General features: G+C 41.8%; 6 protein-coding genes. 4 read left to right on the forward strand and 2 right to left on the reverse strand.

All coding sequences use genetic code 11. The features are described from left to right. Positions 1 to 37 precede the first annotated feature (37 nt). The 4 genes from NSTC745_RS21975 (at position 38) to NSTC745_RS21990 (ending at position 16,716) form a co-directional block, all read left to right on the forward strand. The gene (locus tag NSTC745_RS21975; protein WP_445632839.1) at positions 38 to 12,220 is read left to right on the forward strand and encodes a cadherin-like domain-containing protein; all 12,183 of its coding nucleotides are present in this window, start codon (positions 38 to 40) and stop codon (positions 12,218 to 12,220) included. Positions 12,221 to 12,689: 469 nt separating this feature from the next. Continuing rightward, positions 12,690 to 13,085: a hypothetical protein gene (locus NSTC745_RS21980; protein WP_445632840.1), complete on the forward strand. Its 396-nt coding sequence runs from the start codon at positions 12,690 to 12,692 to the stop codon at positions 13,083 to 13,085. A gap of 865 nt (positions 13,086 to 13,950) precedes the next feature. Beyond that, positions 13,951 to 15,378, forward strand: coding sequence for an AAA-like domain-containing protein (locus tag NSTC745_RS21985; RefSeq protein ID WP_445632841.1), 1,428 nt, complete (start codon positions 13,951 to 13,953; stop codon positions 15,376 to 15,378). 171 nt (positions 15,379 to 15,549) lie between these two features. After that, positions 15,550 to 16,716, forward strand: coding sequence for a pyridoxal phosphate-dependent aminotransferase (locus NSTC745_RS21990; RefSeq protein WP_096540071.1), 1,167 nt, complete (start codon positions 15,550 to 15,552; stop codon positions 16,714 to 16,716). A gap of 567 nt (positions 16,717 to 17,283) precedes the next feature. On the opposite strand, the gene NSTC745_RS21995 is transcribed toward NSTC745_RS21990, so the two are convergent. Next, a complete protein-coding gene (locus NSTC745_RS21995) occupies positions 17,284 to 18,162 on the reverse strand; it encodes a CheR family methyltransferase (RefSeq protein WP_445632842.1) in 879 nt (292 codons plus the stop codon). 298 nt (positions 18,163 to 18,460) lie between these two features. Then, complete coding sequence (locus NSTC745_RS22000) at positions 18,461 to 18,985, reverse strand: hypothetical protein (RefSeq protein ID WP_445632843.1); 525 nt, start codon at positions 18,983 to 18,985, stop codon at positions 18,461 to 18,463. Positions 18,986 to 19,124: the final 139 nt, after the last annotated feature.

Raw genomic sequence — 19,124 nt, forward strand, 5'->3', positions numbered from 1 at the left:
TATAACAACCAGACCAATTACTTAAGAGAAGTTCATTATGTCTTTGAATCCTAGAATCACCACAGATAGCCCCACAAAAGCAATGAATGTACAAATTTTATTCCTCGATACTTTTGTTGAAGATATAGAAATCCTTCTTACAGGAACTTTTCCTGGAATTGAAACTATTATTCTGTCAGCACGAGAAGACGGAGTTAAGCAAATTACAGAATTATTGAAACAACGCCAGAACGTAGAGACAGTTCACATTGTCTCTCATGGTGCGCCAGGATCTCTTTATTTAGGTAATAGCGAACTTAGCCTAAATACCTTGAAAGATTATGCGTCACAGTTACAGGAGTGTTCGAGAGAAAATCTCAACTTACTTTTATACGGTTGTAATGTTGCTGCTGGTGATGCGGGAGAAGAATTTCTCAACAAACTACATTCATTAACCGGCGCTAACATTGCTGCTTCCGCTACAAAAACGGGTAATGCAGCATTAGGAGGAGATTGGAACTTAGAAGTAACAGTGGGTGAAATTGTACCCCAACTCGCTTTTAGTTATCAAGCGATCGCAAACTATGCAAGTATTTTAGCCCCCACAGTATCATTTAACGTCTCATCAGTGTTTGATGCTGATGTCCTTGTCAACCGTACCGGAGGAGTCACTGACACTACCCAAACAGCGATTGATTTGACCAGCAATGCTTTGATAACTCAGTCCTTCGCTACTTTTGCCAATAGCACTTCGGGTAATGGACTACCAGATAACGGATTTTTTGCAGCTACTAGCTTTAATCCAGATATTCAACTTAGTTATAGAAACACTGACAACGGCAATAATGCCCGTCTAATTAAAACCTCTACTGGGACTTTTACATTTTCTGTTAATGGTCAGTATGCTTATGTACATCTAGCTTTAACTTCAACAGAAGGAAGCAGCAATGTCCGTTTGACTTTTAACTATAGTGATGGAACAACGGAAACCACCAATAGCCAAACAATTCCCGACTGGTACAACGAAATTACTCCATCGAATACACTCTACTATCTAGGTAATGGCTTAGACCGCAGCAAGGCAGATGGAACTGGCTTTGAGGATGCTAATAACCCAGCGGTATTTGGGGTAAGGTTCTCAGCGAATGCAGCTAAAACCCTTCAAAGTATCACAGTAGAGAAAACGGCTTCCACAGGGTATTTAGTCTTTTTTGGCGCGACAGGAGAGTTGAATACCGCACCCGCCCTCACCGGAACAGCAGCTACCCTCAGTAATGGTACAGAAGATACCGCTTACACCATCACTGCCACCAGCCTCTTACAAGGCTTCACCGATGTTGACGGTGATACCCTTTCGGTTTCTAACCTCACTGCTACCAATGGCACTTTAATCAACAATGGCAACGGAACTTATACCTTTAACCCCAATACCAACTACAACGGTACAGTCAACCTCAGCTACAACGTCACCGATGGCAAAGGTGGTAGTACAGCCGCAACCCGCAGCTTTAGCCTAGCTGCTGTCAACGACGCACCCGCCCTCACAGGAACAGCAGCCACCCTCACCAATGGTACAGAAGATACCGCTTATACCATCACTGCCACCAATCTCTTACAAGGCTTCACCGATGTTGACGGTGATACCCTTTCAGTATCTAACCTCACCGCTACCAATGGCACTGTAATCAACAATAGCGACGGAACTTATAGCTTTACTCCCAATGCCAACTACAACGGTACAGTCAACCTCAGCTACAACGTCACCGATGGCAAAGGTGGTAGTACAGCCGCAACCCGCAGCTTTAGCCTAGCTGCTGTCAACGACGCACCAGCCCTCACAGGAACAGCTGCCACCCTCAGCAATGGTACAGAAGATACCGCTTACACAATCACTGCCACCAGCCTCTTACAAGGCTTCACCGATGTTGACGGTGATACCCTTTCAGTATCTAACCTCACCGCTACCAATGGCACTGTAATCAACAATAGCGACGGAACTTATAGCTTTACCCCCAATGCCAACTACAACGGTACAGTCAACCTCAGCTACAACGTCACCGATGGCAAAGGTGGTAGTACAGCCGCAACTCGCAGCTTTAGCCTAGCTGCTGTCAACGATGCACCCACCCCAACCGTATCATTTAACGTCTCATCAGTGTTTGATACTGATGTCCTTGTCAACCGTACCGGAGGAGTCACCGACACCGCCCAAACAGCGATTGATTTGACCAACTATGCTTTGATAACTCAGTCCTTCGCTACTTTTGCCAATAGCACTTCGGGTAATGGACTACCAGATAACGGATTTTTTGCAGCTACTAGCTTTAATCCAGATATTCAACTTAGTTATAGAAACACTGACAACGGCAATAATGCCCGTCTAATTAAAACCTCTACTGGGACTTTTACATTTTCTGTTAATGGTCAGTATGCTTATGTACATCTAGCTTTAACTTCAACAGAAGGAAGCAGCAATGTCCGTTTGACTTTTAACTATAGTGATGGAACAACGGAAACCACCAATAGCCAAACAATTCCCGACTGGTACAACGAAATTACTCCATCGAATACACTCTACTATCTAGGTAATGGCTTAGACCGCAGCAAGGCAGATGGAACTGGCTTTGAGGATGCTAATAACCCAGCGGTATTTGGGGTAAGGTTCTCAGCGAATGCAGCTAAAACCCTTCAAAGTATCACAGTAGAGAAAACGGCTTCCACAGGGTATTTAGTCTTTTTAGGGGCAACAGGAGAGTTGAATAACGCACCCGCCCTCAGCAATGGTACAGAAGATACCGCTTACACCATCACTGCCACCAGCCTCTTACAAGGCTTCACCGATGTTGACGGTGATACCCTTTCGGTTTCTAACCTCACTGCTACCAATGGCACTTTAATCAACAATGGCAACGGAACTTATACCTTTAACCCCAATACCAACTACAACGGTACAGTCAACCTCAGCTACAACGTCACCGATGGCAAAGGTGGTAGTACAGCCGCAACCCGCAGCTTTAGCCTAGCTGCTGTCAACGACGCACCCGCCCTCACAGGAACAGCAGCCACCCTCACCAATGGTACAGAAGATACCGCTTATACCATCACTGCCACCAATCTCTTACAAGGCTTCACCGATGTTGACGGTGATACCCTTTCAGTATCTAACCTCACCGCTACCAATGGCACTGTAATCAACAATAGCGACGGAACTTATAGCTTTACTCCCAATGCCAACTACAACGGTACAGTCAACCTCAGCTACAACGTCACCGATGGCAAAGGTGGTAGTACAGCCGCAACCCGCAGCTTTAGCCTAGCTGCTGTCAACGACGCACCAGCCCTCACAGGAACAGCTGCCACCCTCAGCAATGGTACAGAAGATACCGCTTACACAATCACTGCCACCAGCCTCTTACAAGGCTTCACCGATGTTGACGGTGATACCCTTTCAGTATCTAACCTCACCGCTACCAATGGCACTGTAATCAACAATAGCGACGGAACTTATAGCTTTACCCCCAATGCCAACTACAACGGTACAGTCAACCTCAGCTACAACGTCACCGATGGCAAAGGTGGTAGTACAGCCGCAACTCGCAGCTTTAGCCTAGCGGCTGTCAACGACACACCCGCCTTGACACAAACAGCAGCCACCCTCAGTGATGGTACAGAAAATGCTGCTTACACCATCGCTGCCACCAGCCTCTTACAAGGCTTTACAGATATTGACGGTGATACCCTTTCGGTATCTAACCTCACTGCTACCAATGGCACTGTAATCAACAATGGCAACGGAACTTACACCTTTAACCCCAATGCCAACTACAACGGTACAGTCAACCTCAGCTACAACGTCACCGATGGCAAAGGTGGTAGTACAGCCGCAACTCGCAGCTTCAGCCTAGCGGCTGTCAACGACGCACCAGCCCTCACAGGAACAGCTGCCACCCTCAGCAATGGTACAGAAGATACCGCTTACACAATCACTGTCACCAGCCTCTTACAAGGCTTCACCGATGTTGACGGTGATACCCTTTCGGTTTCTAACCTCACTGCTACCAATGGCGCTGTAATCAACAATGGCAACGGAACTTACACCTTTAACCCCAATGCCAACTATAACGGTACAGTCAACCTCAGCTACAACGTCACCGATGGCAAAGGCGGTAGTACAGCCGCAACTCGCAGCTTTAGCCTAGCGGCTGTCAACGACACACCCGCCTTGACACAAACAGCAGCCACCCTCAGTGATGGTACAGAAAATGCTGCTTACACCATCGCTGCCACCAGCCTCTTACAAGGCTTCACCGATGTTGACGGTGATACCCTTTCGGTATCTAACCTCACTGCTACCAATGGCAGTGTAATCAACAATGGCGACGGAACTTACACCTTTAACCCCAATGCCAACTACAAAGGGTTAGTAACTCTTAACTACAACGTCATTGATGGTAACGGTGGCAGTACAGTTGCAACTAGTAGCTTTAACCTAGTTGTGAAAAACGATGCACCCGCCCTTACAGGAACAGCAGCCACCCTCAGTAATAGTATAGAAGATACCACTTACACCATCAGTGCTATTAGTCTCTTGCAAGGGTTTACTGATATTGATGGTGATACTCTTTCCATATCTAACCTCAGTGCTAGCAATGGCAGTATCGTTGACAATAGTAACGGAAGCTACACCTTTACGCCCAATACTAACTACAACGGGTTGGTAACTCTTAACTACAACGTCATTGATGGCAATGGTGGCAGTACAGCCGCAACTAGTACCTTTAGCCTAGCAGCAGTCAATGACGCACCTACCCTTACAGAAACACCAGCCACCCTCAACAATGGTAGAAAAGACACAGCTTACACCATCGCTGCCACTAGCCTCTTACAAGGGTTTACCGATGTTGATGGTGATACCCTTTCCGTTTCTAACCTCACCGCTACCAATGGCACTATAATCAACAATGGCAACGGAACTTACACCTTTAACCCCAATGCCAACTACAACGGGTTGGTAACTCTTAACTACAACGTTATTGATGGCAATGGTGGTACTACAGCCGCAACTCGCAGCTTTAGCATCACAGAAGTAAATGAGGCACCTGTATTAGGTGCAGCCGCATCTGGTAGCCTTGCTTACACAGAAAATGCCGCGCCTACCAAGATTAGTTCTACGGGTTTGAAGATTACCGATGTTGATAATTCCGATATCAGCAGTGCAACTATTTCCATCACTGGTAACTATCAAAAAGGTCAAGACATTCTCTCCATTCTTGGCACATTACCTACAGAAATTACAGCAAGTGCGTTCGATACTACTACAGGAACAATTACACTCACGGGTAGTGCTACTTTTGCAAGCTATACAACTGCACTCTTACAGATAGCCTACAGCAATACCAGCGACAACCCTAATACCAATGCTCGTACTGTCAGCTTTACGGTTAATGATGGTGCGGCTAACAGTAATACTGTCACTCGTACTATTAACGTTACGCCTGTTAACGACGCACCTAGCCTCACCGGAACACCAGCTACCCTCAACAATGGTGTAGAAAATACTGCTTACACCATCAGTGCCATTAGCCTTTTAGAAGGTTTCACTGATGTTGAGGGCGATACCCTTTTTGTATCTAAGCTCAGTGCTAGCAATGGTAGTGTAGCTGACAATGGTAACGGAACTTACACCTTTAAGCCCAATGCCAACTACAACGGGTTGGTAACTCTTAACTACAACGTCATTGATGGCAATGGTGGCAGTACAGCGGCAGGTGGAATCTTTAGCCTAGCCGCTGTTAACGATGCACCTGTATTAGGTGCAGCCGCATCAGGTAGCCTTGTTTACACAGAAAATGCCGCACCTACTAAGATTAGTTCTACGGGTTTGAAGATTACTGATGTTGATAATTCTGATATCAGCAGTGCAACTATTTCCATCACTGGTAACTATCAAAAAGGTCAAGACATTCTCTCCATTCTTGGCACATTACCTACAGGAATTACAGCAAGTGCGTTCGATACTACTACAGGAACAATTACACTCACGGGTAGTGCTACTTTTGCAAGCTATACAACTGCACTCGCGCAGATAGGCTACAGTAATACCAGCGAAAATCCTAATACTAATGCTCGTACCGTCAGCTTTACAGTTAATGATGGTGCGGCTAACAGTAATACTGTCACTCGTACTATTAATGTTACGCCTGTTAACGACGCACCTGTTTTAGGTGCAGCTGCATCAGGTAGCCTTGTTTACACAGAAAATGCCGCAGCTACCTTGATTAGTTCTACTGGTTTAGAGATTATCGATGTTGATAATACTAATATCAGTAGTGCAACTATTTCCATTACTGGTAACTATCAAAAAGGTCAAGACATTCTTTCAGTTCTTGGCACATTACCTACAGGAATTATAGCTGATACTATCAATTCTACTACAGGAAAAATTACACTCAGTGGTAGTGCTAGTGTTGCTAACTATACAACCGCACTTGCACAAATAGCCTACAGTAATACCAGCAAAAATCCTAATACCAATGTTCGTACTGTCAGCTTTACGGTTAATGATGGTAAGACTAACAGTAATGCTGTCACTCGTGCTATTAATGTTACAGCTGTTAATGATGCACCTGTATTAGGTGCACCTGTATCCGGTAACCTTGTTTACACAAAAAATCAAACCAAGATTAGTTCTAGTGGTTTAGATATTACCGATGTCGATAATACTAATATCAACAGTGCAACTATTTCCATTACTGGTAACTATCAAAAAAGTGAAGACATTCTCTCAGTTCTTGGCACATTACCTCGAGGGATTACAGCAGGTGCATTCGATCCTATTACAGGAACAATTACACTTACAGGTAGTGCTACTCTTGCCAACTATAAAGGCGCACTTGCACAGATAGCTTACAGTAATACCAGCGAAAACCCTAATATCGGCGATCGCACTGTCAGCTTTACGGTTAATGATGGTACGAATAACAGTAATACTGTCACTCGTAATATTAATGTCGTACTGGCATACATGAACTTAGGAAATCCGACATTATCAGAATTTTTCCAAAGTTTTAAAACCCTTGCCGAACAAAATCTCAACAATATAAAATTCACGCGGGAAGACAACCTAGTCAAAATAACATACTCAGGAAAACTAGAAGTTAAGGATTTAATTAATAAATTAGGATTAGGAGAAACTAAAAAATCCTTCAGTCTTGATAATCCTAGCCTAATCGTAAAAGGAACGGGCAATCAACGCACATATCAAGTTTCTATTCCCAAAATTAATTTAAATGATTTTCTGGGGTTATTAACCGACTTGGGAGGGATTACGTTACCGACTAATATCAAAGATAAACTTCCTCTCGGTGATGTCGATTTAGTCTTATCCAATCAAGGTATATCACTAAATTTTGCAAATAGTTTTAATTTAGATTTAGGAAAAGTTTTCAGTCTTGATAGTGTGATTCCTTTTATCGATACAGCCATCGATGGGATTACGACTGGAATTTTTGGCACTCCTAATCTTACACTGTCTCAACTAGGGTTGAATCTTTCCTATAAAAATAATCAGAAGCAACTGAAACTGAATGGATTACTAAATGGGAACTCTGTAGATTTCAGTTTTGATAAAACTAAGACTAACACTAAGACTACCTTTGGCTATAAACTAGCAAACACGATTGATTTTGGTCAGTTAACTGGTGACATTCCTATTCTCAACTCTTTTAAGATACAAAATCCCGAACTTATCCTTACCACCGAGGCTTATAATCTAAATTCTCCAGACTTAGGTAATCTCAAATTAACCAAAGGATTCAACTTTATCGGTAATCTTAATTTTGCTGAGGTTAATACTGATATTGGAAAATTTATTAACAAGAAGTTAGGCATTGGTAATCTAAATGCTTATATTGGCATCAACCCTGCTGGATTAATCAATTTTACGGGTATTGTTCCTCAATTAACTAATGCTTCTCTGATTGATGTAGGTGATTTTACTGCTAATCTTGATAATTTTAGTTTGGGGTTTGAGATCAAGAATTTAAATCCAGTTTTGAAGGTTAGCGGTGGTCTGAAACTGAAAGGCTACGATTTTGTCAATACCAACGAACCCGACTTATTGCTTTCGGGCGGACTTGAACTAGACCCGAAATCGTTGACAGGGTATTTTAATCTTAAAGCAGACACCCCCTGGATAGATCCTTTCGGACTGAAAAATACAACAATTCGGAAAGTTGGTCTTCAACTTGGTGGAACTTATGCGGGTGGGTTGGATAACTTTGGCTTCATTGGGGACTTTCAATTCGGAGATTTAAATATTAACACGGCGTTTCTTGTGGATACTAACGATCCCGATCGGGTAGCTTTAACTTTAACCACAATTAAGCCGCTTAAGTTGCTGGACTTATATTTGGGGCCAGTCAACTCCTTTATTTTCAATCAAGTTAGTAACGAAATTGATTTGGTTGGAGATGCTTTAGACTTTCTGAATAAGATTATTGATGTAAAGATCGAATCCATTGATAGTGATGGAGATGGTAAACTCGATCCCTTAGTGCAGTTTGTTCCCTTCGCTACGGAAATTGCTGGTGAAACGTTAGAGGAAGGATTTGCGATTAATGGTAAACTAACAGCTTGGGGAAAAAGTGCGACTCTGACTTTCAACAGTAATCCATCTCTGAGCAATATTGAAGCATCATTAAAAGTTCCTGAAATTGATTTAAAGGTATTGAAGATTACCGGAGTAGGCGACAAGGAATTAAATTTAGACCTGAAGTTCAGTCCAAGTGAGAAGTATCTCAAGGGTGATGGTCGGATAGAATTTTTTGGTAAGACAGTTGCCAATGTTGACGTAGAAATTACTCCGACCAGTCTTAATATCAAAGATTTCGATTTGGATTTTGGAATCGTAGGATTAGACGTTGACAATTTTTCAGTAACCATTGATAAAGCCAATCTAGCGAAGAGTAAGGTTACGGGATCGGCGAAGGTGAAGTTCTTCGGGCAAGATGTAGCAAAAGCTACCATCGATATCAATTCGGATAAATTGTTAGTTAAGGGTAACCTTGATTTATTCGGTGTTCTGAAAATAGAAAATGCAGAAATTTCTATCAGGAAAAAAGACAGCATCAGCATTACAGGTAAATCCACAATATTTGGTCAATCGTTAGATAGCACAATCAGCATCAAGGACGGCAAGCTGAAAGTTACAGGTAAAATAAGCCTGGATGTTGGTATTGGTACGATCGATGCTGGTCTTACTATTACCTCAGATGGCACAGCTGCTGGTTCAAAGGTGAGAGTGGATTATAACATTGGTCAATTGGTAACAAATAAGAGTTACGAGGTATCGCTAGCTCCTCTGACAAGTGTTGAGAGTTTGCTCGAACAAGCGATCGCTGCATCTGCTGGTAAAGCTGCTGAGCTTGTAAATAGTGCGATCAATACTGCGGTTAAGGGATTTAATATAGTCAGTTCAACTGTACTAGATACCTACAATAAAGTTTTTGAATTTGGTAAAAATATAGCGGCTTGGAGTGAAGGTTTGTTCAATTCCATCTTCGGTAGGAGTAATGGGATTGATGAGGCGCTTGATGACGGGGCTAACACAAATTACACAGGTGACAGACATGACAAACTATGGGGTAGGGGTGGAAACGACCTTATCAATGGTCAGCAAGGGGACGACCAACTCTATGGTGAAAATGGCAATGACTCACTCTATGGCGAGTCTGGTAAGGACTTTCTCTCTGGCGGGAATGACAATGACTTTCTCTTTGGCGGAGATGGTGAAGATCGCCTTAACGGTGATAACGGTGATGACTTTCTTGAGGGTGGTTCTGGCGATGATTACCTAGATGCCTGGACGGGCAACGACACTCTCAAAGGTGGGGATGGCAACGATTTCTTAACAGGTGGTAACGACAACGACCTTCTCTTTGGTCAGGGAGGTAAGGATGTCCTTCACGGAGATGATGGTAACGATACTCTCTATGGGGAAGATGACGGCAAACAAGGAAAAACATATACCGGTAACTACGACGATGACAAACTAGACGGTGGCAATGGTAACGACTATCTTTATGGTGGTCTTGGCAACGACCTTCTCTATGGTCAAGAGGGCGACGATTACTTAAGCGGTGGAGATGGCAAGGATTATCTCCACGGTTATAAGGGTAATGACACCCTAGATGGCAACAATGGCGAGGATGTTCTCTATGGTCAGGGAGATAACGATATCCTTTACGGTGGAGATGGCAACGATTATCTCTACGGCGAAGACGACGGCAAGCAGGGGAGCCAAACGTATGACGGTAGCCATGACAACGACATCCTAGATGGCGGTACTGGTAACGACTATCTTTATGGCGGTGTTGGCAACGATACCCTGTACGGTAACACTGGGAATGACATCCTAAACGGTGGAGACGGTAAGGACTATCTCAATGGTTACATGGGTAAAGACATCCTGGATGGCAACAATGGCGATGACCTTCTCTTCGGTCAGCAAGACAATGACATCCTAAACGGTGGAGATGGCAACGATACTCTCTACGGCGAAGACAACGGCACACAGAATCAAACATACGACGGCAGCCAAGACAATGACATCCTAAACGGTGGAAATGGTAACGATTATCTTTATGGGGGAGTAGGCAACGATATTCTCTATGGTCAAGAGGGCAATGATACCGCCAACTTTAGTTTTTCAAATGATGGGATTAAAGGCGATTTGTCAACTGGAAAAGTTGCTTTCTCAAGCTTTATACACAAATTAATTTCGATTGAAAATCTCATCGGCTCTAGTGGTAACGACACCCTATTAGGAGATAGTGCTGACAATGTTTTAAATGGTGGGGCTGGTAATGACTTACTCTCTGTTGGAAACGGTAATGATACTCTTGATGGTGGTGTGGGCAATGATACCGCCGACTTTAGTTTCTCGAATGATGGGATTAGTTGCAATTTGTCAACTGGACAAGTTACTTACTTAAGCTTTATACACAAATTAATTTCGATTGAAAATCTCATCGGCTCTAGTGGCAACGACACCCTATTAGGAAATAGTGCTAACAATACTTTAAATGGTAGCGCTGGTAATGACAGCCTTGACGGTGGGGCTGGTAATGACTTACTCTCTGGTGGAAGCGGTAATGATACGCTTAATGGTGGTGATGGCAATAATACCGCAGACTTTAGTTTTTGGACTGGTGCTGGTGGGATTAAAGGCGATTTGTCAACTGGAGAAGTTACTTTCTCAAGTTTTACACACAAGTTAATTTCGATTGAAAATCTCATCGGCTCTAGTGGGAACGATACCCTATTAGGAAATAGTGATAATAATGTTTTAAATGCTGGTGCTGGTAATGACTTACTCTCTAGTACAAGCGGTAATGATACGCTTAATGGTGGTGATGGCAATGATACCGTCACATTTTATGTGTATGGGGAAATTTTAGCCCAGCTGTCTTATTCAAAAGCTACCTTCTCAGGCTTTACACACAACTTGATTTCGATTGAAAATCTCATCGGCGGTGCTTACAACGACACCCTATACGGAGATAAGGCTAATAATACTTTAGATGGTCGCGGTGGTAATAATATCCTTTTCGGCGATGATGGTGACGATACTCTCTATGGTGGACTTTTCAACGATAAATTAGGGGGTGGTAATGGTAATGATGTCCTTTATGGCGAGTATGGTGACGACACCCTTGATGGTGGTGTTGGTAATGATGTCCTTTATGGCGAGTATGGTGACGATACCTTAGATGGCGGTGCTGGTAACGATACCTTAGATGGCGGCGATGGCAACGATACTCTCTATGGTGGATTTTTCGACGATAAATTAGGGGGTGGTAATGGTAATGATGTCCTTTATGGCGAGTATGGTGACGACACCCTTAATGGCGGCGATGGTAACGATACCTTAGATGGCGGCGATGGCAACGATACTCTTACTGGTAGTGCTGGTAATGATGTTCTTGTGGGAGGACTTGGTGCAGATAAGTTCATCTTTAACAGAGCAAATGAAGAAACCCACCGTATTAAAGACTTTAATAGCCTAGAAGGCGACAAAATTTTGATTACTGCTGCAAACTTTGGAACAGGAGTTACTTTACAGCAGTTCAATTTCAACTACAGCACCAACACCTTGTTCTTCAACAGTCAGCAAATTGCGATTTTAGATAACGTCACTAATAGTAACTTTTCTGTTAGTCAAGATGTTACCTTAATATGAGCTTTCCACGTCATTAGTTACATCTAATGACGAATTATAGAAAGTTTGAAACTTTCTAGCTAACTTACAACCTCCCTAACACCGCGAGGTTTTTGTATTTGAAGGTCAAATAATTACACAGTTTTTTCCAAGTATAAAAATTTGATATCTAAATTACAAATAGTTATTTTAAAAGCAGATTTCAGTTGAAAAAATCTAGTTTTTTACAATTGAATTTCTCGCCAAGTTTCTAATTTTCCCTGTCCCCTTAACCTTGCTAACTCTTCATTTTTGAAAAACCCAGGCTTTCATATAGAACGAGGTTTATCTTCACAATTGGGTAACAAATCACTGTCTTTAAAAAATCACCTCTTCCCCAGGATTTAAAAATATTTCATTTTTCATAAATGAGATATGCCTTTTGTTAGAAGGATAATTGATTTTTTCTAGTTAGTCTTTATCTGTACTGAAAAAATGCAACCTAATTCCCATGACAAATTTGATTTCTAACGCAATTGGTCATATCAGTTCTCTGCTTAAAGGACTTCAGGTAAAACGTTTTTTAGCTGTTGTCTTAGTTGGTTTTCTAGTCCTGACGACGAATATTACTTCTGGGTACAGTAATCAAGACTTAGGTCAGAGAGTTCGTCAACAGGTAGAGCAAGATGGTGCTCAAAGACCGAAAACAACAGGCCAGTGGAATCGAGAAGCTCGTGAAACCGAAGGCTCTCCTAGCGAACGGCTTGGAAGAATTGGACAACAATCAGCAGAAGCCTTTAAACAATTCGGCTCCGGTTACGTAGAGGGTGCTAAGGAAACTGCCCGCGATGTAGGGAATAGTGCAGCACGGACTGGCGAAAATCTCTCCAACCAAGTTAAACGCTAAATTATGTCTGAAAACTGAGATATAGCAGGTAATAGGCAATAGACAACAGGCAAACAAAGTCTCTGGATGTAGGGGTTTTGGTTTTACGAGTGGTTTATTTCCTAAAGTATGCTTCAACTGCTATATTTACAGTTTCTTAGTTACACCGAATACAAGACATTCTTAGGGGGACAGCATTGCTATCCCCCTTGTGTATGTTATATTTATAACCAAAATTTTGGCAATGAATACGCTACTACGGAAGCACTTAGAAAGTTAAATAGTCTGTTGCTTTTCCTGAATTTTGCACGATTTATCTGTATTTAAAAATCTATATTAATACCAAATAATTTAGTGAAATAACTTTAGATAATATCCCAGCAACTTGAGCATAAATAAACTTATTAATATAAAACTTATCAACCTGAAATTAAAGTAATAAATAATACTTTTTGTCAATATAAATACTAGCATTTTATATACAAGTCGCTTCTAACCATTAAAAAAAATTTGTTACACCCAGTCTTAAGTAGGGCAGTTTATTTTTTACCTAATCTAGAAAACGCTTTTTCTAAATATCAGACGGTTCGAGATTTTATTTTTCATTATTAAATAAGGGATATTTTCGCGTTAACTTTTCCAAATAACGTGAGAACTTAAGTAGAAAGCGAGTAATATAAGGATCGAAAATTACTGTAAAGCTAATTAATAGCTATGTTTATTTGTACCCACTTAGTTAGCTGTCTCAGTAAAAATTTAAGTATATTTTTTTACTAAAAAAATAAACTAAATAACATTCAAATAACAGTTGAATAAGCGGCTAAAAACATGGAACAATAAAGAAGTAGGAAGGCAGTTAAGAAAAAATAGATTCATAGTTAGCGATATGAAACAATTTAAGGGCACGCGAAAGCGGGGACTTGTGCTAACCTCTGCTGGGTTGCAGCGTTTACAAGCGGCGATCTTAGCTGTAGAAAAGACACAAAATAAGGGCGATCGCTTTACTCTAGAACAATTACGCGTTCGGATGAATGTTTCTAGCAAAACTCTCAGCCGATTATGGTCATTGAATACAGGCGTAGATCAAAAAACCCTAAAGTTGTGCTTTAGTGCCTTTAACCTAGAATTACGTAGCGAAGACTATACAGTTTTAAATGAGCCTAATAATACACAAAGCCATAAAAGTTTCTCGTTGAGCGTAGATACAGAAGAAGTAAATTTGTCACAGCGTTTATACACAGACTTATTTGTTAACCAAGACCGCGAGGAACTGGAAAATCTTTGGTCGTATCCAGATGGTCCCGTAGCTCTAGATTCGCCCTTTTACGTCGATCGCCCCCCCATTGAGGAGCTAGTTTATCGAGAAGTCACTCAACCAGGCTCAGCGATTTGGATTCGAGCGCCAAGGGAGATGGGTAAAAGCTCTCTGGTGCTGCGGTTGTTAGCTTTTGCACAGATGCAAGATTATCGGACAGTGAAATTGAACTGTAACCAAATCGACGCCAGCTGTCTGACAGACTTAAACAAACTTTTGCGTTTTCTTTGCTGGCGAGTTGCAACAGAATTAGGTATCGACCCGAAATTAGATGATAACTGGAATGAGGAAACTGGATGTAAGTTTAGTTATATTTTATACCTAAAGTCATATTTGCTCAAGCAGATCGAAAGCCCAGTGGTTTTTGTGTTAAATGACGTTGATAGCTTTTTTGAACATCCTGAAGTTGCTCGCGAGTTGTTTGCTTGCTTCCGTTCTTGGTATGAGGCAGCACGACAAGATACTAACTTGCAGAAATTGAGGTTAGTGGTAGTTTACTCCACAGAAGTCTATGTATGGCAGGATATAAACCACTCGCCATTGAATATAGGTTTACCTATTCGCCTAAATGAATTTACTGATGAGCAAGTAAAATATTTAGCCCAGCGACATGGGTTGAACTGGTCTGCTGATAACGAGGTTAGGCAACTGATGTCGCTGGTGGGGGGACATCCAGCACTGATTAGGATTGGTCTGTATTATCTATGCTGTCAAGGAATCACCTTAGAAAATCTCATAGAAGAGGCGATCGCTAATGGCGGTATCTACCGATATCATTTATGGCGACATTGGTCAATCCTTCAAGAAAAACCTGATTTAGCCAAGGCATACGCTGAAGTTGTGACTAAAAAGCAAAATATATTTCTCAATCCCGTTGATGCTCATAAACTCGAAAGTTTGGGGTTGATTCGTTACGAGGGCGATCGCATTGTACCGCGCTGCGAACTCTACCGCGCTTACTTTGAAAAGCAACTATCTACAATTGAACAAAAATGTTGAGCGCAGTCCCTACCGATAACGCAGTTTAGGTAGGGGGGCAAGACCCTCTGCCCGCCTGCGTCTAAACGCGATAAAATATCTTTTTTATTTCTCGTCCCTCAAAAAGCAAATCTGGGTGTGGATTGTGGGATATCCTTAAGTAAGTGAAAGATTTGCCAAAATAAAGTAAGAATGAAGCTGGCAGCAAGAGTAAGTCAGGTAACACCTTCTTTAACCTTAGCGATCGCAGCCAAGGCTAAGGCAATGAAGGCAGAGGGAATAGACGTTTGTAGTTTTAGCGCTGGAGAACCAGACTTTGATACCCCAGCGCATATCAAAGCCGCAGCAGCAAAAGCTTTGGATGAAGGCAAAACCAAGTACGGTGCAGCAGCCGGAGAACCAAAGTTAAGGGAAGCGATCGCCCGTAAGCTTAAAACTGATAACGGTCTTGATTATAAATCAGAGAATGTGATTGTCACCAATGGGGGTAAGCATTCTCTGTACAATTTGATAGTGGCGTTAATCGATCCAGGTGATGAGGTCATCATCCCTGCACCCTACTGGCTAAGTTATCCGGAAATGGTGACCTTGGTGGGTGGAGTTTCGGTAATTGTCCCCACAGATGCAAGCACGGGTTATAAAATTACTCCCGAACAACTGCGTAAAGCCATCACACCCAAGACAAAGTTATTTATCCTCAACTCTCCATCTAATCCCACGGGGATGGTTTACACGCCAGATGAAATTAAAGCATTGGCAGAGGTAATAGTTGATGCAGATATCTTTGTCGTTTCTGATGAAATTTACGAAAAGATTCTCTACGACGGTGCAGAACATATCAGCATCGGTTCTTTGGGTCGGGAAATTTTTGACCGGACTTTAATCAGTAATGGATTTGCCAAGGCTTACTCCATGACTGGGTGGAGACTTGGCTATTTAGCCGGGCCAGTGGAAATTATTAAAGCCGCGAGTACCATCCAAGGACATAGTACATCTAACGTCTGTACCTTTGCTCAATATGGAGCGATCGCGGCGCTGGAAAGTCCCCAAGACTGTGTAGAAGAAATGCGTCAAGCCTTCGCCAAACGCCGACAGGTAATGCTAGACAGACTCAACGCCATTCCCGGACTGAGTACCGCTAAACCAGATGGCGCTTTTTATCTCTTCCCCGATATCAGCAAAACCGGTTTGAAATCCTTGGAATTTTGCGACGCCTTAATAGAAGAACATCAAGTCGCAGTCATTCCCGGAATTGCCTTTGGCGCTGATGACAATATTCGCCTTTCCTACGCCACCGATTTGGCGACGATTGAAAAAGGGATGGATAGGTTAGAGAAATTTGTCAAGTCGCGTATTTAGTTAGTTGTCATTTGTCATTTGATTTAGCAATAACAAAGCCCTCTCTAACAAGAGGGCTTTTCTTTTAAGCATAGTAGCCGTAGGTTAGGTTGCAATATCCTTGGTGTTAAGGCTAAAACTCTTTGTCAAATTAAAGTAGACGCAAAACGGCTGCGCCCCTACCCGTGTACTTCATTCAAATGAAAATCGCTATAGAAAAATTTTGATCGACAAAATTGATGGTGGGTTTTTTGATGAAAATTCTACATCCCAAAGACGCGATAAATTGCGTCTCTTTCCTTAACCCCGAACATATTGAGTAGGGGCGTACAGCTGTACATACGTGTCAACTTAAGTTCAAACACTTATCCCACAAGCGTTTTACCCCACCCCCAACCCCTCCCCTTGCCAAGGGGAGGGGCGATTTTGGCTTTAGACAAAATCGGGGTGGGGTAACGCGGAGCGGATCTTGATGGTAAGAGAGTAAATCCAAAATCGAGTTTTGACAAACGTTTCACGTTAAGTTGACACCAATGACAGCTGTACGCCCCTACAACCTATTTATTACAAAGATTTTGACAAATGCTATCAATTATGATTCAAATCTCTGTACGTTAGAGCCTCCCCACGTCCCTGCACTCTTGCTTTTCTATATAGCTTTTCACCTTTGACTATCTCTTCATATTGCTGTTCGTAGGGAGTGAATCTGATGGATTCTTGTCTTCCTAAACCCAAGATACCAAAGGTACAGAGGCTATTATAAAAAAGCTCGTGTACCCGCTTTTGAAGTATCTGATTGAAATATATCAATACGTTACGACAAAGGATAACATTAAACTCATTAAAAGAACTGTCTGTTGCTAAATTATGCTGGGCAAAAACAATATTTTCTCTTAAGGATGCTCGAAAAATAGCATTGTCATAAGCTGCCGTATAATATTCAGAAAAAGACCTTTTGCCGCCAGCTTTTAGGTAAAGATGAGTATATTCCTGCATTAGTTTTAGGGAAAAAATCCCACTTTTGGCATTTTGTAATACTTTTTCGTTGCTATCAGTTGCATATATCCGGCAGCGGTGATAAAGTCCTTCTTCTTCTAGTAGAATTGCCATTGAATAGACTTCTTCACCGGTGGAACATCCAGCGTGCCAAATGCGAATAAATGGATAGGTTTGCAAGAACGGGATAACTTGAGTTCTAAAGGTGTTGTAAAAGCTGGGATCGCGAAACATTGATGTTACGTTTACTGTCAAAGCCAGCAAAAATCTTTCTAAATAGTTACGGTTGTGAAGTAACCGTTCTTGCAAAGCAGAAATATTAGCTAGCCCTTCTAAATGCATAAAGCCGAGAATACGACGTTTAATTGAGGAAAGGGCGTAATCGCGGAAATCATAACCATAGTACTGGTATACCCCTTCCAACAGCAAACGTATTTCGATGTCCTCCAAGCTTGGTTTGGGCAAAGTCATATTAAAAGTTCAAAATTCAAAACAGTTGGAGTCGGGGGTTTCAACCTCAGTTAAACTGATACTATGTGTAATGTTTGGGGTCTTAAACCCTTGAGTTTACGATAATTTATAATTCGTATTTCGTAATTATTACCTCATAAATTAATGAGCTTTTTGAAATAATGCTTCTGCAATTCGGTCATTTCTATGATTAATATTTGAGGGCGGTCAGGTTGTTATAATCCAAGTCAATCTTACAGCAAAAACAATTGTTGGAGCGATTAAATTTTGAATTTGATAATGGTGCTAATTTTGGGCTTCAGTTTAGCCAAGTGGCTGTTACTCCTAAAACAGCGATCGCAATTATTGAAATCCCAGCTAGCAATCTCACTTGGTGACGCAGATTTTTAATCTCTTGGTTAAGATTTTCAGTCTGTAGTGCAGAATATGGTTGAACCGGTGCAACTTCAATCGCTATTTCTCGCGGTTTAGCTGGGGTAGTCCCAAAAGTAACCTGCGAATGTAACCAATTAGCAATCAATTGCGGGCAGTTCTTTTTAAACCAATTAAAAGCCAAGGTTCTAAAAACTGGTTTGGACATACGCGCAATAAATTTCATCAACCTGTTTACAGGTTTTACGGGAAGCTTTTGGTTGATTAGGTTAACCGAGCCAACATCATACAGACAATCCAGTATTAATTTCACAGTGGCTTCCTCACTGTTAATTAAGTTTTGCAGTAGTAGCAAAACGTCATGCATACGCTCTGCTTCAATATATTTTTCTGCCAAAGTTTCTGGAGGAATGACTGATGTATTTACAGAATTTTGTCTTACTAGTGTCATATTTAGAACATAACAAGTATGTTAATGTAAGTACAACTATCTACCGAGAGAAACATCTTTTATCTAGAGAAATAACCCAAAAAGTTGCATGAAACAAAGGTATTTCTTCTAAATACAGAAGTTATATAGATTATTTTAT

It is taken from the genome of Nostoc sp. DSM 114161 (genome assembly GCF_052692665.1).

Excerpts from the sequence above, each read along its gene's own strand:
- NSTC745_RS21975 (WP_445632839.1), top strand. The coding sequence starts at position 38 with ATGTCTTTGAATCCTAGAATCACCACAGATAGCCCCACAAAAGCAATG.
- NSTC745_RS21980 (WP_445632840.1), top strand. The coding sequence starts at position 12,690 with ATGACAAATTTGATTTCTAACGCAATTGGTCATATCAGTTCTCTGCTT.
- NSTC745_RS21985 (WP_445632841.1), top strand. The coding sequence starts at position 13,951 with ATGAAACAATTTAAGGGCACGCGAAAGCGGGGACTTGTGCTAACCTCT.
- NSTC745_RS21990 (WP_096540071.1), top strand. The coding sequence starts at position 15,550 with ATGAAGCTGGCAGCAAGAGTAAGTCAGGTAACACCTTCTTTAACCTTA.
- NSTC745_RS21995 (WP_445632842.1), bottom strand. The coding sequence starts at position 18,162 with ATGACTTTGCCCAAACCAAGCTTGGAGGACATCGAAATACGTTTGCTG.
- NSTC745_RS22000 (WP_445632843.1), bottom strand. The coding sequence starts at position 18,985 with ATGACACTAGTAAGACAAAATTCTGTAAATACATCAGTCATTCCTCCA.